The 20,882-nt window shown below is 62.1% G+C and carries 14 protein-coding genes; 6 read left to right on the forward strand and 8 right to left on the reverse strand.

Annotation, left to right across the window (positions count from 1 at the left end; all coding sequences use genetic code 11):
* The first annotated feature begins 41 nt into the window (after positions 1 to 41).
* The gene (locus tag AC07OP_RS00710; RefSeq protein ID WP_495101490.1) at positions 42 to 3,365 is read left to right on the forward strand and encodes an SMEK domain-containing protein; all 3,324 of its coding nucleotides are present in this window, start codon (positions 42 to 44) and stop codon (positions 3,363 to 3,365) included.
* A gap of 21 nt (positions 3,366 to 3,386) precedes the next feature.
* Here the strand turns inward: AC07OP_RS00710 and AC07OP_RS00715 are convergent, their stop codons facing one another.
* From AC07OP_RS00715 to AC07OP_RS00725, 3 genes are read right to left on the reverse strand one after another with little or no spacing between them, the layout of a single operon-like run.
* A complete protein-coding gene (locus AC07OP_RS00715; protein WP_065941664.1) occupies positions 3,387 to 4,772 on the reverse strand; it encodes an efflux transporter outer membrane subunit in 1,386 nt (461 codons plus the stop codon).
* Positions 4,769 to 7,882 (reverse strand): efflux RND transporter permease subunit, encoded by a 3,114-nt coding sequence (locus AC07OP_RS00720; RefSeq protein ID WP_495101491.1) that lies wholly within the window; start codon positions 7,880 to 7,882, stop codon positions 4,769 to 4,771. The genes AC07OP_RS00715 and AC07OP_RS00720 overlap by 4 nt, the downstream gene beginning before the upstream one ends.
* 2 nt (positions 7,883 to 7,884) lie before the next feature.
* Positions 7,885 to 9,054, reverse strand: a complete 1,170-nt coding sequence (locus AC07OP_RS00725) for an efflux RND transporter periplasmic adaptor subunit (RefSeq protein ID WP_495101492.1) — start codon at positions 9,052 to 9,054, stop codon at positions 7,885 to 7,887.
* A 114-nt stretch (positions 9,055 to 9,168) separates the two neighbouring features.
* On the opposite strand from AC07OP_RS00725, the gene AC07OP_RS00730 reads away from it, so the two are divergent.
* The gene (locus AC07OP_RS00730; RefSeq protein WP_495101493.1) at positions 9,169 to 10,587 is read left to right on the forward strand and encodes an ATP-binding protein; all 1,419 of its coding nucleotides are present in this window, start codon (positions 9,169 to 9,171) and stop codon (positions 10,585 to 10,587) included.
* Positions 10,588 to 10,590: 3 nt separating this feature from the next.
* Positions 10,591 to 11,286 carry a response regulator gene (locus AC07OP_RS00735; protein ID WP_495101494.1) on the forward strand — a complete coding sequence of 232 codons (696 nt, stop codon included), beginning with the start codon at positions 10,591 to 10,593 and terminating at the stop codon, positions 11,284 to 11,286.
* A gap of 47 nt (positions 11,287 to 11,333) precedes the next feature.
* Here the strand turns inward: AC07OP_RS00735 and treS are convergent, their stop codons facing one another.
* Together treS and AC07OP_RS00745 are read right to left on the reverse strand one after the other, a co-directional pair.
* Complete coding sequence (gene treS / locus AC07OP_RS00740) at positions 11,334 to 13,397, reverse strand: maltose alpha-D-glucosyltransferase (protein ID WP_027606711.1); 2,064 nt, start codon at positions 13,395 to 13,397, stop codon at positions 11,334 to 11,336.
* Positions 13,398 to 13,502: 105 nt separating this feature from the next.
* A complete protein-coding gene (locus tag AC07OP_RS00745; RefSeq protein ID WP_495101495.1) occupies positions 13,503 to 14,264 on the reverse strand; it encodes a PAS domain-containing protein in 762 nt (253 codons plus the stop codon).
* A gap of 211 nt (positions 14,265 to 14,475) precedes the next feature.
* On the opposite strand from AC07OP_RS00745, the gene AC07OP_RS00750 reads away from it, so the two are divergent.
* Genes AC07OP_RS00750 through AC07OP_RS00760 form a run of 3 tightly spaced genes read left to right on the forward strand, consistent with a single transcriptional unit; the run spans position 14,476 to position 17,644 of the window.
* Positions 14,476 to 15,402, forward strand: coding sequence for a 4-hydroxyproline epimerase (locus tag AC07OP_RS00750; RefSeq protein ID WP_495101496.1), 927 nt, complete (start codon positions 14,476 to 14,478; stop codon positions 15,400 to 15,402).
* 40 nt (positions 15,403 to 15,442) lie between these two features.
* Positions 15,443 to 16,381, forward strand: a complete 939-nt coding sequence (locus tag AC07OP_RS00755; RefSeq protein ID WP_065927386.1) for a dihydrodipicolinate synthase family protein — start codon at positions 15,443 to 15,445, stop codon at positions 16,379 to 16,381.
* Positions 16,382 to 16,384: 3 nt separating this feature from the next.
* Entirely contained in the window at positions 16,385 to 17,644 is a 1,260-nt protein-coding gene (locus tag AC07OP_RS00760) for an NAD(P)/FAD-dependent oxidoreductase (protein ID WP_495101497.1), read from the forward strand.
* A gap of 105 nt (positions 17,645 to 17,749) precedes the next feature.
* Here AC07OP_RS00760 and AC07OP_RS00765 read toward each other — a convergent pair whose 3' ends face one another.
* The 3 genes from AC07OP_RS00765 to AC07OP_RS00775 all read right to left on the reverse strand — a co-directional run bounded on the left by AC07OP_RS00765 (position 17,750) and on the right by AC07OP_RS00775 (position 20,650).
* Positions 17,750 to 18,670, reverse strand: a complete 921-nt coding sequence (locus AC07OP_RS00765; protein WP_495101498.1) for an ADP-ribosylglycohydrolase family protein — start codon at positions 18,668 to 18,670, stop codon at positions 17,750 to 17,752.
* Positions 18,671 to 18,718: 48 nt separating this feature from the next.
* On the reverse strand, positions 18,719 to 19,726 hold the full coding sequence (locus tag AC07OP_RS00770; RefSeq protein ID WP_421148126.1) for a GlxA family transcriptional regulator: 1,008 nt from the start codon (positions 19,724 to 19,726) through the stop codon (positions 18,719 to 18,721).
* 315 nt (positions 19,727 to 20,041) lie between these two features.
* Positions 20,042 to 20,650 (reverse strand): LysE family translocator, encoded by a 609-nt coding sequence (locus AC07OP_RS00775; RefSeq protein WP_065941675.1) that lies wholly within the window; start codon positions 20,648 to 20,650, stop codon positions 20,042 to 20,044.
* Positions 20,651 to 20,882 lie beyond the last annotated feature (232 nt).

The raw sequence follows: 20,882 nt of genomic DNA on the forward strand, positions 1-20,882 counted from the left end.
GAGTCGAAACACACCCTATTTTTCAAGGATGAAGGCGTTCTATGGATCACCAGAAGTTGCTGCTTGAGGTCAGAGAGGAATTTGTCTGGCTGGTGAGAAGTGTCGAGTCCAGCGCCGCAATGAGCCTGTTCGACATCCATCGGATCGCAGAGAAAATAGTGCTTCCGCTGTTCCAGACCATCATGGGCTGGCCTGACCTGCGTAATCTGAATGAAGAGGAAGAGGGCTTCCCGGCCATTGATCTGGGGGACGACGTCAAACACATCGGTATCCAGGTCACCGGTACCACCGACCTTGAAAAGATAAAGGGCACGCTGGAGACGTTCCTGAAACACGATCTGGACGACACCTACAAACGGGTCATCGTCTATGTTTTGACCGACAAGCAGCGCAGCTACAAACAGGCCTCCATTGATAAAGTGACGGGCAGCCGATTGACCTTCAACGGCAAGAAGGATGTGCTCGACTACAAGGACCTGCTCAAGAAAGTCGCCAAGCTTGAGCCCGCCAAAGTCCGGGCCGTGTTGGAACTGCTCAAAAGCTATCGGCTGTCCGAAGACCCCGCACAGCGGCCGACATGGCTGATCAGAACGGAAACTTCATTGGCAGAAAGTGCCCCGTTTACACCTCGCTGGCTGTTTTTTGCGGAACGCAAGATTCCGCTGCTGGGGCGTAGTGCTGACTTAGATGCGCTGGGTGTCTTTATGGCGGACCCAGCGCCATTCAGGTGGTGGACGCTATGTGGTCCCGCCGGTATTGGCAAGACGCGCCTGGCCCATGAGTTGGAGCTCAAATATCGGGACGTCTGGTATTGCGGATTTACCGACGCAAAGAATCTCCCGAAGGTTGAGCAACTGCAACAGTTGCAACGCCCCACCCTGTTGATTTTCGACTATGCGGCGCGAGACGCTAAGGCTCTCAAGTCACTATTGAACAATTGCTGCGCTCTGAGCGAAAGCCGGACGACGAAACTGCGTGTGTTGCTGCTGGAGCGCGAGGCCAACGGTAGTGCTGACTGGTGGAACGAGCTGGTCGGTGGTGAAAGTCTCAACGCGACTTTAATCAGAAACCATTGTTATCGAGCGCCGCTTGAATTAAATGCGCTGAACACACATACCACTGCGCTGTTACGCACATGGTTGCAGGCAGGCGCACCGGAGGTAGTGGAATCCCTGCCGCCACCCTCCTCGCCATTCTGGTCACAGGTCAAGCAGGTCAGCGAGGGCCGACCCTTGCTGATTGCACTGATTGCAGGGGCTTTCAGCCGAGCGCCCCATGAAACTCAAGTCCCCGCCCTGCGGGAGCTGCTGCTACCGGTACTGGACCGCGAGGCGCGTCATTGGGAAACCAGGTGCGCCGATCAACAACAATTTCCAGGACTGGTCCAACTAATCGCACTGGCAACACTGACTCGCGGACTGGACATTCTTCAAGAGAATCATCAAATAGTGGTTCAGCTCGATGGGGAAGAAAAAAAGTACCTCCTTATCAAGGACGACTCATCCCAGAAGTTTCGCTTGCCGACCGTTGGAGAACTGAGGTCCGACGAGCAGCTATTCGAACAGTTGAACAGCCAACAACTACAGCTGTGGAAAGATTTGGCTACCCTGATTTCCAGCGACCAATTGGCGCCTACGATCAAACGGGCCTTGGAAGAATGCCCTCCCAGAGGCGTCCTGCAACCGGACCTTATCGGTGAATTTTTTATCGATGAACTGTGGCGCACTCAAATGCCTTTCGCCCAGGCCTCCAGGCGACCCAGCGGGTTGCCGGTGCTGACCGATCCTTCACTTGAAGCCATCCTGACATCGGCGTGGTCCATCAACCCTCACAACCTGCTTCAAACCCTTGATGCGTTGAAAAAAACCACCACTAATATCCCTGGTTATTTGCGTTTGTTATCGATGCTTACCTCGGTCGCCTGCAAGTCTCCAGCCCCAAACAAATCGGCACCGTACATGCTGGCGCGCTTGCTTTACAACGCAATGATCAAGCTCGGCACTGAAAAATCTGCGCCTCAACATACCCAGCAGGCATACGCGTTGCTAGCGACGTTGGCACAACGTTTTCCGACGGATCAGGAGGTGGGTTACAGACTGCACAAAGCGCATACACATTTGATCACTGACCCGTCATCCAAAGAGATCAATGATGAGCTAGCGCGGTCAGTCAACGTTGAGGCCGCGCAGTTCCTCAACGAATTCAAACAGTACCCAAATGACAGATTTGAGCTGTTCTGGGTCGACACCATCGACATCGTCACACGAGGGGCAATGGAGGAGCGTGACCCGGATAGGTTGGCTGAGGTGCTGGAGTCTACCCGGCTTGTTCAGGAGCATTTTGGTATGTCTCCCGACGTCAATGCCTTATTGGCAATGCTCTACTTAAAAATCGCGAATGACCTGTCAACGGCTGATGAAGACAACCGTGCGATCAAGTGTGAAATCATACCGCTCGCCGTGCGTTTTCTGCCTGCCCTCACCGCGCAGATCAAGAAAGGCATTGATCTTCCTGGGTTGAATCAGGCCGATCACGTGCGCATGACGCGGGCGATGGTGGATATCATGTTTGCCTTCACCAAACTCGCCATGCCACTGCCGGTATTGGAGCTAAAGCCGGTTTTAGAGCGGTCCCTGGCTAAAGTCATTGCCCCTGGCCCTGCCCTCACCATGAGCAGGGAAATGACTTTCTATGTTCAAGCGGCGTATCTGTCGCAAAAAAACGTACCTGCCGCCATAGCGCTTGCATCCGTACTCAGGGCCGACGTCAACGCACCGTATTCAATTGAAGCTCTGCAATCGAGCCTGGTGGTGTGGGGCCAAGCATTGGAACTGTGTGTGGAAAACGGGGACCCGACTAGTTTTCTCGTCATCTGTGACAAGCTGTTTTCGATCTACCCGCTGCTCAGCGATGCTGGAAATATCATCGAGTACTTTACGCGTGCCCTGCTGTCGCTGCGTGAAGGCATGCATGGGCTGTCTGTCGCAGAAGCATGCCTGGCCCGGTTTTCCGAACATTTAACGGCACGGACCACGGGAGCAAGCCGGTGCGCTTGCCTTTTTAAGGCCACCTATCTTGCAGCCGTTGGCATAGGGCTCAAGGACTCACAACAGCTCCTGGACAACCTTGAACAACTGTTCCTACTCATCAGACACCGCCTTGAATTCCCGGAACTGAATGAATGTTTGAATACCGCCTTGGTCCGTTACTGGTTCTCCAAAGGCTGCCCAATTCAAATGGAGGTGTTTGATAACTGTGAGCTCATTGTGGGTGCCGACGACACCCTTCTGATACGCGTCACTGACACAGAACACGTTGTCGTGAATGAAACAACGCTCTCGCTAGTCGAACAGGCAGAGGAATAACTGGGCTCCCCATTTTCACCGCTACTGCCACCCTCCCCCCATCACCTTATACAAACTCACCCGATTACTCTGCTCCGCCAGGCGCAGGGTGATCAGGTCCTGCTGGGCGCTGTACAGCGAGCGTTGGGAATCCAGGGCTTCGAGGTAGCTTTGCGAGCCGGCGCGGTAGAGCGCGTCGGACAGGTCGTAGCTCTTTTGGCTCGCCTCGGTCAGCGCTTGCTGGGCGGTGAGACGCTGGTCCAGGGTGCTGCGCACGGCCAGGGCGTCGGCGACTTCCTTGAATGCGGTTTGCAGGGTTTGCTGGTAGGTCTGCACCTGGATCTCTTTCTCGACCTTGGCCGCATCCAGGGTCGCGCGGTTGCTGCCGGCATCGAAGATCGGCAGGCTGATGCTCGGGGCGAAGGTCCACGCGCCGCTGCCGGCCTTGAACAGGCTGGACAGTGACGCACTGGCGGAGCCCGCATTCGCAGTGAGGCTGATGCTGGGGAAAAACGCCGCGCGGGCCGCGCCAATGTCGATGTTCGCGGACTTGAGGCTGTGCTCCGCCGCCAGTACGTCGGGGCGCCGCTGCAACAGGCTCGACGGCAGCTCGGCCGGCACCTGCACCAACGCCGCTGCCGATCGCAGGTGGGCGTCGGGCAGCAAGGCGTCGGGGATTTCGCTGCCGACCAGCAGGCGCAGGGCGTTACGGTCCTGGAGGATCTGGCTCTGATACTCGGCCACATCGACCCGCGCCGATTCGACGGTGGTTTGCGCCTGGGCCACGGCCAACGCCGTGGAGCCACCCAGCGCGTGGCTGCGCTGGGTCAGTTCGTAGGTGGACTGCTGGCTGGCCAGGGTCTGCTCGGCCAGTTGCAGGTGCTCGTTGTCGGCGGCCAGGGTCAGCCAGGCGGTGGCCACTTCGGCCACCAGGCTGATTTGCGTGCTGCGCCGGGTTTCGGTCAGCGCCAGGTAGTCTTCCAGCGCTTCGTCCTGCAGGTTCTGCACGCGGCCGAACACGTCGACCTCATAGCTGCTCAGGCCCAATTGCGCGCTGTAGTCGTGGCTGGTCACGGCCGTGCCGCTGCTGGACAGCGAGCCCGGCGTGCGGCTGTGGGTACCGCTGACGCTGGCGTCGAGGGTCGGGAACGCTGCTGCGCGCTGGATGCGGTATTGCGCCTGGGCTTTCTCGATATTCAGGCTGGCCAGGCGCAGGTCGCGGTTATTGGCCAGGGCCAGAGTTTGCAGGTGTGCCAGGCGGCGGTCGGTAAAGAACTGCTGCCACTGGATGTCGGCCGGCACCTCACCCTGCACACCCGCTTGCCATTCGCCAGGCACCGGTGCCTCGGGTTGCTGGTAGTGTGGCGCCAGGTTGATGCAGCCACTCAAGACCACTGCGGCCACTAACGGGAAGAGAAAGCGGGTCATGCGTCACCTTTTTCGACAATGGGCGTCGTGCTGACACGGCCAAAGCGGCGACGGATCAACACAAAAAACAGCGGTACAAAGAAGATCCCCAGCACCGTGGCGCTGAACATGCCGCCCAGCACACCGGTGCCGATGGCCCGGCGCCCGGCGGAACCTGCGCCACTGCTCACGGCCAGGGGCAGCACGCCGAACATGAAGGCCAGGGACGTCATCAGGATCGGCCGCAGGCGCTGGCGCACGGCGATCAGCGTCGCCTCGCGCAGGCTGTTGCCCTGCTCCTGCAGGTGCTTGGCAAACTCGACGATCAGGATCGCGTTCTTCGCTGCCAGCCCTACGGTGGTCAGCAGGCCGACCTGGAAGTACACGTCATTGCTCAACCCCGTAAAGCGTGTGGCCCACACCGCGCCGACGATACCCAGGGGCACTACCAGGATCACCGAGAACGGCACCGACCAGCTCTCGTACAACGCGGCCAGGCACAGGAACACAAACAGGATGGACACCGCATACAGCAACGGCGCCTGGGACCCGGAAAGACGCAACTGGTACGACTGGCCGGTCCACTCGTAGCCGATGCCATCGGGCAGTTGCCGGGCAATCGCCTCCACCGCGTCCATCGCCGCGCCGGAGCTCACACCGGGTGCCGGGTCGCCGACCACTTCCAGGGAGGATGTGCCGTTGTAGCGCTCCAGCAACGGCGAGCCATAGCTCCAGGCACTGCTGGCAAATGACGAAAACGGCACCATTTCATCGTTGCTGTTGCGCACGAACCAGTGGTCCAGATCGGCCGCTTGCATCCGCGTGCGGGCTTCGCCCTGCACGTAGACCTTCTTCACGCGGCCCTGGTTGAGGAAGTCGTTCACATAGGTACCGCCCAACGCCGTGGACAAGGTGCTGTTGATGTCGCTGGTGCTCAGGCTCAGGGCCCCCGCCTTGCGGTCATCGATGCTGATTTTGAGTTGCGGTGCATCGTCCAGGCCATTGCTGCGCACGCCCAGCAGGCGCGGGTCTTGCCTGGCCAGCGCGATGAACTGCTCGCGCGCCGCCACCAATGCGTCGTGGCCAAGGCCGGCGAGGTCCTTGAGCTGCAAATCAAACCCCGAACTCTGGCCGAGGCCGCGCACGGCGGGCGGTTGCATCACGAACACATCGGCGTCCCCAATACTCGCCAGGGCCAACGTGGCACGTTGGGCAATCGTGGCGGCATCGTTCGAGCGCTCACTCCAGTCCTTCAAGCGAATAAACGCCCGTGCGGTGTTCTGGCTGTTGCCGCCCATGCCCAGGCCGCTGATGCTGATCATCGCCTCGACTTCCGGCTGCTTGAGCATGTACGCCTCGAACTGCTGCAACACCGCCTGGGTGCGGCTGTCGGTAGCGCCCACCGGCAGCTGGATTTGCGCCATGAGAATGCCCTGGTCCTCATCCGGCAGAAACGAAGTAGGCAAGCTGGCATAACCCGCCGCCATGGCTGCGGCGATCAGCACATACACCACCAGGCTGCGCCATGAGCGTTGCAGGACAGCGCCGACCAACGCTTCATAGGCGCTGGAACAGCGTTCGAAGGAACGGTTGAACCAACCGAAGAAGCCCCGTTGAACCGCATGCCCCGGCTTGAGCAGCGTGGCGCACAGTGCCGGCGTGAGGGTCATCGCCACCACCACCGACAGCACCATGGCCGAGACGATGGTCACCGAGAACTGCCGATAGATGATCCCGGTGGAACCGCCAAAAAACGCCATGGGAATAAACACCGCGCTCAGCACCAGGGCGATGCCGACCAGTGCACTGGTGATTTCATCCATCGATTGACGCGTGGCCGCCAGGGCCGACAAGCCCTGCTCGCTCATCACCCGTTCGACGTTTTCCACCACCACAATCGCATCGTCGACCAGCAAGCCAATGGCCAGGACCATGGCAAACATGGTCAGGGTATTGATCGAGTAACCGAACAACGCCAGCACGCCAAACGTACCCAGCAACACCACCGGCACGGTGATCGCCGGGATCAGCGTGGCCCGCAGGTTTTGCAGGAACAGGAACATGATCAGCACCACCAGCACGATGGCCTCGCCCAGGGACTTGACCACTTCCTCGATGGACAGGCTCACAAAGGGCGTGGTGTCGTAGGCGATCACGTTCTTCAATTGCATTTCGGTGGGGTAAAACGGCGCCAGTTCCTTGAGCTTGGCCTTGACTGCCTCGCCCACCTCCAGCGCATTGGCGCCCGCCGCCAGTTGAACACCCATGGCGGCCGCCGGCTTGCCGTTGAGGGCCGAGTTGATGTCATAGCTCTCGCTGCCCAACTCCACACTCGCCACATCACCGAGCAGCACGACCGCGCCGTCGCTGCCGGACTTGACCACCACATTGCGGAACTCCTCGGCCGTCTGCAATTTGCTGCGCGCGCTGATGGTGGCATTGAGTTGCTGGCCCTTCACCGCCGGCAATGCGCCGAGTTGGCCGGCTGAGACCTCGGTGTTTTGCGCCTCCAGCGCAGTGCTCACGTCCGACGGCATCAGCGCGTATTTTTCCAGCAGCGCCGGGTCCAGCCAGATGCGCATGGCGTAGCCCGAACCGAGGGTCTGTACGTCGCCCACGCCGTCGATACGGCTGATGGAGTCGAGCAAGGTGCTGGAGATGTAGTCACCGATCTGGGTGCCGGTGACGCTGGGATTATCCGAGGCCAGGGCGGCAATCATCAGGAAGTCCGAGCCGCCCTTGGTCACGGTCAGGCCTTCGCTCTGCACCGACTGCGGCAAACGCGATTCGGCCTGTTGCAGCTTGTTCTGCACCTGCATCTGCGCCACATCGGGGTCGGTGCCGGCGCCAAAGGTCAGGCTGATACTGGCGCTGCCCGCCGAACTGCTGGAGGCCGACATATAGGTCAGGTTGTCCAGGCCTTTCATCTGTTGCTCGATGACCTGGGTCACCGAGTCTTCGACGGTCTTGGCCGACGCGCCGGTGTAGGTGGCGGAAATACGCACGGTGGGCGGCGCGATGTCCGGGTACTGCTCCAGCGGCAACTGGCTGATGGATAACGCGCCGCCGAGCATGATCACGATGGCGATGACCCAGGCGAAAATCGGTCGATCGATAAAGAAACGTGCCATGTTCAACCCTCCTGCGCCAGGACGCCGGCATCGGCGGCCTGGGTCTGGACCACGGTGCCGACGCGGACTTTCTGGCCACCTTCGACGATCACCTGGTCACCGGCCTGCAAACCCGCCGTCACCCACCACTGGTTGCCCACGGCGCGGTCAACGCTGAGCACGCGTTGCTCGACCTTGCCGTCAACCACCAGCAACACCGAGGTCACGCCGCTTGCGCTGCGGCTTACGGCTTTTTGCGGGATCAGGATCGCCTGGTCATCCCGGGCCTGCTCCAACACGCCACGCACGTACATGCCGGGCAGCAGCACATGCTCGGGGTTGTCGAACACCGCACGCAAGGTCACGGTGCCGGTGCCCTGGTTGACGCTGACCCCGCTGAACTTGAGGCGGCCGTCGTGGTTGTAGGTGCTGCCGTCATCCAGTTTGAGGCTGATGCGCGCCTCGCCGTCGCCGTTGGCCTGCAACACGCCACGGGCCAGGTCGCGCTTGAGGGCGAGCAATTCAGTGGTGGACTGGGTCACATCCACATAGATCGGGTCGAGTTGCTGCACGGTAGTGAGTGCGGTGTCCTGATTGGCCACCACCAGTGCGCCGGGAGTGACCGTGGACGTCTCGATACGCCCGGCCACCGGCGAGCTGATGCGGGTGTAGGCCAGGTTGATGCGGGCGGTGTCGAGGTCGGCCTGGGCCACCTGGACGTCAGCGGCGGCGGTCAGCAGGGTGGCCTGGGAGTCTTCGTTGGTTTGCTGGCTGATGGCGTCGATCGTCACCAACCGGGCGTTACGCGCGGCGGTGGTCTGTGCCGACTTCAAGGTGGCGCGCGCCTTGGCCAGGCTCGCCTGGGCCTCAGCCAATGCCGCCTTGTAGGGTGCCGCATCCAGTTGGTACAGCGCCTGCCCGGCCTTGACCTCGGCGCCTTCGACAAACAGGCGCTGCTGCACGATACCGCCGACCTGCGGGCGAATCTCGGCGACCATAAACGCCTGGGTGCGCCCGGCCAGCTCCGTGGTCATGACCTGGCGCTTGGGCTGCACAGTGATCACCGAGACCACGGGGGTGGCGACTGCGGGCGCAGGGTCGCCGGCCGAGCAGCCGCCAAGCAGCACCAGAATGATGAACGACAGGAGAACCGCGGCGGTTACCAGGTATTTGGCGAAAAGTTTGGTCGACATAGTTGCCTCTGCAAGACGGGGTGGTGCAAGCCTTACCGTCATGCTGCTAGGCAAATGTGCAGGAAAATTGAAGATTGCCCGCCTGGGTTGAATCTTTCCTCCCTGGGGCCCTAAATGGGCGGGTCCACTCTTTTACGGCCCTTGTTCATGAAGTTAAGTATCTCCACCAAACTGTTTGTCGCCGTATCGGCCGGTGTGCTGCTGGTCATCCTCAGCATGGGCCTGGCCACCGGCTGGAGTTTTGGCCGCGGGTTTCTTGGCTATATCAATGAACAGGCGCTGGAGCGCATGGCCACGGTGGTGCCGCGCCTGGCCAGTGCTTATGCGCGTGAAGGCAATTGGGCGTTCATGCGCAACCGCCCGGATCGCTGGTTCGACATCATGCGCCCAGACCCCGACGAAGAACGGGTCACCCATGACCTGCGTACACCGCTGGCCTCGGACTTGACGGGTGCGCTGTTTCGCATCGCCTTGCTCGACAAGGACCGCAAGCGCGTCACCGGCTATACCGCGATTGGTGAGGATGCGCTGGTGAGCCCCATTGTGGTCGCGGGCGAAACCGTGGGCTGGCTGGCCGTGACCCCGTTCCAGAGCGTGACCGAGGCCGGTGGCGAACGCTTCCAGCAATACCAGCTGCGCACCAGCCTGGTGATGGGCGTGTTCTCGCTGCTGCTGGCGATGCTGATTGCCTGGTGGATCGCCCGCACGCTGCTGGAGCCGGTCAAGCGCGTGGCCGCCGCCACCCACCGCCTGGCCGGCGGCGACTACAGCAGCCGCGTGGCCGTGGCCTCCCACGACGAAGTCGGCCAACTGGCCCGCGACTTCAACCAGTTGGCCTATACCCTGGAGCGCAACGAAAAAATGCGCCGGGAGTTCATGGCTGATGTCTCCCACGAACTGCGCACGCCGCTGTCGGTGCTGCGCGGCGAGCTGGAGGCGATCGAGGACGGTGTGCGCAGCCTGGACCCGAATACGATGAAATCCCTGCTCGGCGAAGTCGGCATGCTCAGCAAGCTGGTGGATGACCTGTATGAGTTGTCCCTGGCGGATATCGGTGCGCTGACCTACCGCAAGACCCCATGCATGCTGAACGACGTGCTCGACAACAGCTTGGCGATGTACCGAGAACGCTTCGCCGCCCGCCAGTTGCAGCTCGACCTGGAGCTGCCGCGCGAGCCCGTGGCGCTGCTGGCGGATGCCAGTCGGCTGCAGCAATTGTTTTCCAACCTGCTGGAAAATTCGCTGCGCTACACCGACGTCAATGGCAGGTTGCGCATCAGTGTGGGGGTCGACCGCGACACGGTGCGTATCGACTTTCTCGACTCCGGGCCGGGCGTGTCCGCAAGCCAGTTGCCACGCTTGTTCGAGCGGTTCTACCGCGGCGAGTCATCGCGCAACCGCGAGCATGGCGGCGCCGGCCTGGGCCTGGCAATCTGCCGCAGCATCGCCAACGCCCACGATGGCAGCCTGATTGCCGACCACTCGCCCTACGGCGGCCTGTGGCTGACCCTGCGCCTGCCCCGGAGCCTGTGAACCATGCACGATGAGCCGCCGATCCTGATCGTCGAAGACGAACCCAAGCTCGCCGCCCTGATGCGGGACTATCTGGAGTCCGCCGGCTATACCACCCGGTGCCTGGACAATGGCCTGCACGTGGTGCCCGCCGTGCGCGCCCACGAGCCCAGGTTGATCCTGCTCGACCTGATGCTGCCCGGCCGTGACGGCATGCAGCTGTGCCAGGACCTGCGGGGTTTCAGCGCGGTGCCGATCATCATGATCACCGCCCGCGTCGAAGAAGTGGACCGCCTGCTCGGCCTGGAACTGGGCGCCGACGACTACATCTGCAAACCCTTCAGCCCCCGTGAAGTGGTGGCCCGGGTCAAGGCCATCCTGCGCCGCAGCCCGCAGCTGCTGGGCAGCGGGGCGCCGCGCCTGCTGATCGACGAAGCCCGCTACCAGGCCTCGCTGGACGGCATCGCGCTGGACCTCACGCCCCTGGAACTGCGCCTGCTCAACACCTTCGCCCGCGCCGCCGGCCGCGTGTTTTCCCGCGACCAGTTGCTGGATCACCTCTACTCCGACCACCGCGTGGTCACCGACCGCACGGTGGACAGCCATATCCGCAACCTGCGGCGCAAGCTGGAACAGGTGTGTCCTGGGGAAACGCCGATTGAGTCGTTGTATGGGGTGGGGTATCGGTTTCAGTTGGCTGAAAAGCAGCCACAGGCCTGAAAATACCCCTTCCCACATTGGGTTCTTCGGTGCTTGGAAGATTGAGGTTACATCGGCGTGCTGCTGATAACCCGCAGCGCCAACCCCTCGTACGCATCCAGGGTAATGGTGAACTCGCCCTCCGCCGTCAGGTCGCCCTCCACCCGTTCGTTGATGATGTCCACCACCATCCCCGCCGCGATATCCGGCAGGTTCAGGGTTTCGGTGATCGGCGTGGCGCCGAAGTTCAGCGCGGTGATTTGCGTGCCTCTGCCGGCCGGCAATTCGTGGACCATGATCAACAGGCCGGGGTTCTGCACGTCGGGCACCAGTATCTGGCGGCTGGCGGCGATGTCGTAGGCGCGGCGCACGGCGAGGATCTTTTGCAGTTGCGAGGCGAACGAGTCCGGGTCCTGCAACTGGCTGTTGAGGCTGCCGTAGAGGCTTTTCGAGCGCGGCATCTGGCCGGCCGACAATGCTGCGTCCGGGTTCAGGTCCACCAGGTCGTAGGCGCCGCGATGAATCCAGCGGGTATCGCCATCCTGCATCAAGTGCGCGACTTCCTCGGCGGCCAGCGGCAGCGCGCCTACCAGGTCCCAGCCGGATAAGGCGAACACCCCGGGCTGCATGGCGTTGTACATCACCAGCAGTAAATGGATCTGGCGAATCTGTTGGATGTCGGCAGCACTGATCGCCTCCAGGTCGCGAATGCCCAGCGCCGCCGTGATGATGCTGGCGGTGGTGCAGGACACGCCATTGGTCACGAACTTGAGGTTATACGGCGCATGCTCGCCGGCCAGGCGTTCGTACATCTGCTCGCGGATGTGCTCGCGCAGGATATTGCCGGGGAATGTCTGCCCCTGGTAAAGGAAGGTGTCGTGGGCATGCAGGGTCCAGAAGTGCACCAGCTCCAGGGTCAGCTCATCGTGGTTCTGCAACGCGTGGATCAGCGAGCCGGGGTCGATGCCCTGGCGGTGCATTTCGCGCAGCATCAGGCGCAGGAATTCGGCATCGCCCATCAACAGCGCGTGCTGGTACGCCGGGCGGGTGATGAAGTCATAGGACAGGTCGGCGCCGCCATGGGACATCGACGCAATGTCATCCACCGTGAGGTTCAACTCCTGGAAGCTGAAACCGCCGGCCTTGCGAATCGCCCCGCCCAGCAACTGGTTGCCGGTGATCGACAGCGGATGGCTCTCGGACCAGGCCGTGCCATCGAGGGTGCGTTCCACACCGAGGAAACCATTGGCGTCCAGGCGCAGGATTTTCGCGCCCATCACGTCGATGGCGTGCAAGGCGTCACCGATGATCATCTGCTGCGCGGCGAAGGTCGGGTCGAGCCAGTTCAGCGACGGCTGGCCTTCCTTGAAGTAATGCAGGTACACCCAGCGACGCGGCTTGCCATCCACGCCAATGACCACCGGCGTGGTGCTCCAGTCGGTTTCCTTGACGCCGGGCTCGAAGAAGATCACCCGCTGTAACTGGCCGACGATATAGTGCTTGTCGCGCAGGGCGTCCACCTGGGCCGGGCTGAGGTTCTGCGCGTCGCGGCCCTCGGCTACCTCGGGCAGCAACGGCCAGTCTTCCTCGCGGATCTCCACCATATGGTAAAGGCCGGGGTAATCCTCGTAGGCCATCTCCGCCAGGCGAAAGTCCGCGCCCTTGCCGGTGTGGGACGGAATCACGTCGTCGATGATCACCGCATTGTGCGCCGCCGCCATGCGCGTCAACGCCTGCAACTGCGCCTCGGTGCCCAACTGCGGGTCGATCTCGAAGCTGATGCGGTCGAAATTGCCGTCGATGGTCGGCGTGTGCCGGGTGCCGGTCAGGCCACCGGATTTCTTCAGCGGGCCGTTATGGATGCCCTGGATGCCGATCTTCGACAGCGCATGCCACAGCGTCTCATCCCCCAGCGCCTCCAGCACCGTACCGCCCTCACGCGTCACAATCGACGCCGGGTAGGCGGTAAACCACACCGACGACAAGGCCGAGGCATCACGGGGCCGGGTCTGCGCGTACGGCTGTTGCCACAACCGGCCCTGGCCCGAATAGAGCTTGGCGCGCTGGCGTGCCGCGTGCAGCATCGATTGTTCCACCAGCCAGTTCACATGGTTGTTTTCAGCCGCGGTCATAAGCTTGGTACCTGTCGTGGTTAAACATTACTCGTGAACATATGAGGGCTCGGTGGGCCATTCGTTGCATTGCAATGTGGCGTGCCTGAACGGGGGCTCGGGCGCTCAGCAGGTTTCCCGATACTGCCTCGGCGTAAACCCCGTCGATGCCTTGAACTGCCGGGAGAACGCGCTGTGGTCGGTATAGCCGCACTGCAGCGCGACTTCGGTGATCGGCATGTCGCTGTGCAGCAACCGATGGGCGTGTTCCAAGCGTACTTTCTGGATCATCTGCCGGGGTGTCAGGTGGAACACGCGCTTGCAGTAGCGCTCCAGTTGCGCCACGGAAATCCCGGCGATGCGCGTCAGTTCGCCGAGGGTGACGCGGCGGTTGAAGTGCGTGCGGATGTGCTCGTCCACGGCAGCCAGGCGTTGGTAGGCCGGGTGGGTCTGGCTGGCCGATTGCAGGTCGACCGATATCCCGGCCAGGCCGATGATGCGGCCTTCGTGGTTGTACAGCGGCCATTTGTGGGTCAGGCACCAACCGGGTTCGCGGCTGCCGTAGAGGTGCAGTTCGAGTTGGTCTTCCAGCACAAAACCCTGCTGCAGCACGCGCCGGTCCTGCTCGGTATAGCCCGGCCCCAATGGTGCGGGAAAGACGTCGGCGCTGGTCTTGCCCAGCAACGGTTGCAACTGCTTGAGGCCGCAGCGCTGCACCAGGGTGCGGTTGGCGAGGACGTAACGGGCCTCCAGGTCCTTGATGAAGATGGCGGCATTGGGGATCACGTCCAGCATCGGCAGCAATTGCGCTACGCCGGCCAATAGTTGCTCGATGCTGTGGGGAGGACTTGCTCCTTGGCAAAGGCTCGCAAACGCGCGTTGAAGCATGAGTGTCTCTCCCCGGCTTTCGCCCTGATGGCAAGCAGATTGCCCCATGCCCGGGGTGCTGTCGAGCAGGGCGAACTGTGCTGATTTCGTCATCGATGCCGGCAAAAAACATCAATCGCCGGCCCGCTTGCGCGTTCACGATAGGGCCACTGCATGCCTATCCCTACACTCACAAGAAGGCAGCCCACAGATCTTATTGATGGAGCGCGTTATGAAGCGACTGCATGTGATCGACTCCCACACCGGCGGCGAACCCACGCGCCTGGTGATGACCGGCTTCCCCGCGCTCAAGGGCGCGAGCATCGCCGACCAGTTGGAAAACCTGCGCACGGAGCACGATCCATGGCGCCGCGCCTGCCTGCTGGAACCCCGTGGCAATGACGTTCTGGTCGGCGCGCTGTACTGCGCGCCCGTTACCCCGGGCGCCACCTGCGGGGTGATCTTCTTCAACAACGCCGGTTACCTGGGCATGTGCGGCCACGGCACCATCGGCCTGGTGGCGTCCCTGCACCACTTGGGGCGTATCCAGCCGGGCGTGCACACCCTCGACACCCCGGTGGGGCCGGTGGCCGCGACCTTGCACGACGACGGTGCCGTGACCCTGCGCAACGTGCCTGCCTATCGCTATCGCCAGCAGGTGACGGTGGATGTGCCGGGGCATGGCGCAGTTCAGGGCGATATTGCCTGGGGCGGCAACTGGTTCTTCCTGGTGTCCGAGCACGGCATGGCGCTGGCAATGGACAACGTCGACGCTCTCACCGACTACACCTGGGCGATGCTCAAGGCCCTCGAGGCCCAGGGCATCCACGGTGCAGACGGCGCCCTGATCGACCATGTCGAACTGTTCGCCGACGATGCCCACGCCGACAGCCGCAACTTCGTCATGTGCCCTGGCAAAGCCTACGACCGCTCCCCCTGCGGCACCGGTACCAGCGCCAAGCTGGCGTGCCTGGCCGCCGATGGGAAACTCGCCCCCGGTGATACCTGGGTACAAGCCAGCATCACCGGCAGCCGCTTCGAAGGCCGATATGAATGGGACGGCACACGTGTCATCCCCTTCGTCACCGGCCGCGCCTACATGACCGCCGACAGCACCTTGCTGATCGACGAGCAAGACCCGTTTGCCTGGGGCATCTGAGCCCAACCCCTTTGATTGAACGCTGCAAGGAGCCAGAACAATGAGCGACAACATCTTCACCGGTTGCGTCCCCGCGCTGATGACCCCGTGCACCGCCGCGCGCAAGCCGGACTTCGACGCGCTGGTCGCCAAGGGCCGCGAGTTGATCGATATCGGCATGAGCGCCGTGGTGTATTGCGGGTCCATGGGCGACTGGCCGTTGCTCACCGAAGCCGAGCGCCAGGAAGGCGTGGCGCGCCTGGTGGCGGCCGGGGTGCCGACCATTGTCGGTACCGGTGCGGTGAACAGCCGCGAGGCGGTGGCCCACGCCGCCCACGCGGCCAAGGTCGGCGCCCAGGGCTTGATGGTGATTCCGCGCGTGCTGTCCCGAGGTGCGTCCGCCACCGCGCAAAAGGCGCATTTCTCGGCAATCCTCGAGGCCGCGCCCAACCTGCCGGCGGTGATCTACAACAGCCCTTACTACGGCTTTGCCACCCGCGCGGAGTTGTTCTTCGAACTGCGCCGCGAACACCCGAACCTGATCGGCTTCAAGGAGTTCGGTGGCGCTGCCGACCTGCGCTATGCCGCCGAGCACATCACCTCCCAGGACGACAGCGTGACCCTGATGGTCGGCGTCGATACCCAAGTGGTGCACGGTTTCGTCAACTGCAACGCCACGGGTGCGATCACCGGCGTCGGCAATGCCTTGCCCCGCGAAGTGCTGCACCTGGTGGCCCTGAGCAAGCAAGCCGCCAAGGGCGATGCCAAGGCCCGGCGCCTGGCGCGGGAGCTGGAAGCGGCATTGGCGGTGTTGTCGTCCTTCGATGAAGGCTGCGACCTGGTGCTGTATTACAAGCATCTGATGGTGCTTAACGGCGACACGGGCTACGCCCTGCACTTCAACGAGACCGATGTGCTCAGCGATGCCCAGCGGCGTTACGCCGAAACCCAGTACGCGCTGTTTCGCCAGTGGTATGCCAACTGGTCGAGAGAGGCGTAGCGGATGCACGACCCTGACCCTGCAGATATCGCCGTAATCGGAGCCGGCATCATTGGCGTTGCCTGCGCCCTGCAACTGGCGCGTCAGGGGCGGAAAGTGCGGGTGATCGACCAGCAGGCGCCCGGCATGGGCGCCTCCTACGGCAACGCCGGGCACCTGGCGACCGAACAGGTGTTCCCGATCGCCGACCTGTCGATCCTCAAGCGCTTGCCCGCCATGCTCATGGACCCCATGGGCCCGCTACGCCTGGACTGGAAATACCTGCCGCGTGCCCTGCCCTGGTTTATCCGCCTGCTGCTGAACCTGCGCCCGGCGAGTTACCAGCGCACGGTGACGGGGATTCGCGCGCTCAATGAAGCGAGCCTTGGCGCCTGGCAACGGTTGCTGGCCAGCCTCCAGCGCACGCAATTGTTGCGTGAAGACGGCTCGCTGCTGGTGTTCGAACGTAACGACTCCCGGGCGGCCATCGATGGGTTGCAACGGCGCATGCAGGCGCAAAACGTGGCGGTGGAGTTCTGGTCGGGGGATGCCATACGTGAAGCTATCCCGCAATTGAGCGCGCAGATCCAGGGCGGCCTGTATTTCCCGCGAACAGGGCACTTCCTCGACCCTTACCGGTTGGTCTGCGAATTGGTGGAGGCCGCCAAGACCAGTGGCGTGCAGTTCCTCCAACGCCAGGTGCTGGATGCGCGGGTTGAAGGCGATGGCGTCACCGTGAGCACCGATCAAGGCACCTTTGCCGCCCGCCAGGTCCTGATCGCCTGTGGCGCCCACTCGGCCGGACTCACCGCCGCCCTGACCGGCAAAAAAGTCCCGCTGGACACCGAACGGGGCTATCACCTGATGCTGCCCGATGAACATCAGCGCCTACCGTTTGCCGTCACGTCCCTGGAGCGCAAGTTCATCATGACGCCCATGACAGGCGGCCTGCGCCTGGCCGGCACCGTGGAATTCGCCGGCCTCGACCGCCCGCCGAACATGGCGCGGGCGTGGCAGTTGCATCGGTTAAGCCAGGGACTGTTCCGTGAGGACCTGAGTGCAGAGGATGCGACGCCGTGGATGGGCTTCAGACCGTCGCTGCCGGATTCGCTGCCGATTATTGATCGGGTGTGTGACGGGAAGGTGCTGCTTGCGTTCGGGCATCAGCATTTGGGGCTGGCCCAGGCGGCGGTGACGGCGGAGATGGTGGGGCAAATGGCGTCGGGGGCGCCTGTGTTTTCGCGGTTGCCGGCGCTAGGGGCGTATCGACTGGGGCGGTTTTGAGAAGAACCGCCACGTCCAAGCACAGCAACTTGCATACGCTATTTCATGTGGTGAGCTCGACAACTCCCACATTTGATCTTCATGGTTTTGCAGGCGGTGCTCGCTTCACTGAACGAGACTACCGGTCGAAGCTGCCAACAGGGCATCCGCCATGCCTTGGATTTCCTCGCGCATCCACAGCTTTTCCAACCAGCCGCCAGGAATCGCTTGGGCGCCATAATATGCACCGGCCAGTTGGCCAACGATGGCTGCGGTAGTGTCTGCGTCATCGCCCAGATTGGCCGCCATCAGCACTGCCGCCGCAAAGCTGTCGGTATGGTGGAAGCACCAGAGTGCGGCCTCAAGGGACGCCACGGCGTAGCCGGTACCGACGATGTCATCACGGGACTTCTCCAGGTAATTGCCCTGCGCAAGTGCGGCGACGTTGGCCGCCACGAGGTCCATATGCGCCAACTGCAATACCTGATCCTTTGAAATACCCTCAAGCGCATTGCTGATTGCCTGGGCCAGCACCAGGCAGCACTCGATTGCTTCCTGAGCAGCGTGGGTGGTGCGCGAGCTTTCAGCGGCGTAATGGCGGATACGTTGAAGGTCCGGAAAGTAAAACAACACCACCGGTGCAAGGCGCATCATCGAACCATTTCCGGCGGAATACGGGTCCGTAGAGCCTGAAAAGGGGTTTGCACTGTCTTGATAGGCCGTTAGCGCCTTACTCACGGTCAGGCCAATATCGAAACAGTCGCCGGTGGAACTCAAATAGCCCCATTTCCACCAATTCAGATAGCGGCCCATCTGATCCGCCGCGTCAAAACCCTCTTTGCGCAACAGACTTTCGGCCAGGCACAGCGCCATTGATGTATCGTCGGTCCACTGGCCGGGCTTGAGGTTGAACGGCCCTCCTCCCACCATATCGGTGAGCGGAGTAAATGTGCCACGGGGCATGAACTCCACCGTGGTCCCGACTGCATCGCCACAGGCCAAACCCAGCAGACTGCCGCGATAACGATCCAAACGTGTAAGAGACATGGGTCCTCCTTGAAAAATCATGCCGGAGTGCACGGAGCGGCAGTCACTTTACTTGACCAACCGCTTCTCCTTGGAGGGGCGATATCCGAAATACGAGCTGTAGCATTTGCTGAAATGGCTCGGCGAGACAAACCCGCACGCCACCAGCACCTCCACCTGTGACAGTTCGGTGTGCTGCAACAGCCGGCGTGCTTCGGTGACGCGCAGTTCCATGTAGTAGCGCTGCGGCGTGGTGCCCAGTTGCTCCTTGAACAGGCGCTCCAATTGGCGGCGCGAGCGGCCTGCGTAGACGGCGAGCTGGTCGAGTTCCAGCGGTTCTTCGAGGTTGGCGTCCATCAGCTTGACCACTTCGCGCAGGGGCGCGCTGACGCTGACGTTTTCGCTGGGTTTGATGCGCCGGTAACGCGATTCTTCGAAGGCTAGGATGTCTTCGATACCTTCGACCAGGGCTTTGTCGTGCAAGCTTTTGATCCAGTCCAGGGCCATGTGGAAGGCGCCGGAGGGGCTCGACGCGGTGAGGCGGTCGCGGTCGATCACGTAGGGTTCGCTGGTGACGTGGGTGGCCTTGGACACTTCCGCCAGGGCGGGACGGTGTTCGGGGTGGATGGCGCAGCGGTAGCCCTGCAGCAGGCCGGCGCGGCCGAGGAACCATGCGCCGTTCCACAACCCCGCGAGGCTCACACCCTGCTCGGCGGCACTCCGCAGCAGTTGGATCAGTTGGTCGTCAGCCTTGAGTTCGGTGCGAAAGCCGCCGCAGATCACCAGCAGGTCCAGGCCTTGCAGCGCGGGCGCATCGAGACGCGCGTCGGGGCGGATCACCAGGCCCAGGTCGCTGATGACTTCCCCGTCGTCACAACCGAAGGTGCGCGTGGCGAACAGATCAGGTCGCAACAGGTTGGCGGTGACCACGGTGTCGAGGGTCTGGGTGAAAGCCGGCAGGGAAAAATGTTCGAGCAGCAGGAAGCCGACGCGGGTGACCGATGCCGGCTGGGAGGTTTCGTTGAGGTAGCGCAGGTTCTTGCCTTTCATGCCACCGCTGAACTGGCGTCTTTCCATCGAGGGTTGGCCCACTTTTATTGTTGATGCAATGGGCGCCATCTTAGGGGGAAAAACGCTGCCTGTCTCAGGCACTGATCTTGAAAAAACCACGGGCGCCAAAAGCCCGTGGCAGAAACCTCGCCGCCGCATCTGATACGGTTTTTTCTTTGCTATCTGCGCCTGTATTGAAACGCCGCCTGGGCGGACAATGGCCCCCATCCCCACCCCCTTCCCTTCGGAGGCCTTATGACCAAGATGGCGATTTTCCTGTTCGGTTTTTTAGTGCTGACCATCGGCATCGGCCTGCTGGCGACCATCTCGCCGGTTTAGCGCCTAGCCGGCAAACAGCATCGGGTACAGCGACAGCACCAGCAACCCGGCCATTGACCAGTTGAACAGCCTTACCCAGCGCGGTTCGCGCAGTACATTGCGCAAGCCGCTGCCACATCCGACCCACACGCACACGCTGGGCAGGTTGACCACGGCAAAGACCAGCGCGATCACCAGCACGTTGGTGACATAACCCTCGGCGGGGGTGTAAGTAGTGATGGCCCCCAGCGCCATGATCCACGCCTTGGGGTTCACCCACTGAAACGCCGCCGCGCCCAAGAACGTCATGGGCTTGCCGTGCTCCTCATTGCTATCGGACATGCCGCCCGCCGTGGCGATCTTCCAGGCCAGGTACAGCAAGTACGCCGCACCCACGTAGCGCAACACCGTGTAGGCCCACGGGAACACCTTGAACACTTCGCCCAGGCCCAGGCCGACCGAAATCACCAGCAGCATGAAGCCGATACTGATCCCCAACGCATGGGGCATCGAGCGGCGAAACCCGAAGTTCACCCCCGAGGCAAGCAACATGGTGTTGTTCGGACCTGGGGTGATCGAGGACACGAAGGCGAACAGCACAAAGGCCGACAGCAGGCTGGTAGACATGGACATGGTGCGGCATCCGAGCGGTGTGGTAGGCCTGCGACAGTAGTGGGTTATGCCGCCCGGCGCCCCGTACAGCCAGGCACGGATCGAGGCATACACTTCAGGTTCAGATGGCTCCGGCGTTTTCACAAAGCTTTCACAGACGCCCCCTTATGGTGAACCCAGCTCCTAATGAACATCCCTTTTAGCCCGTGCTCCCCATCGCGGGCTTTTCTTTGCCTGGGATTTATCCGGGGCA

The sequence above is a fragment of the Pseudomonas sp. GW821-FHT09D08 genome (genome assembly GCF_059416305.1).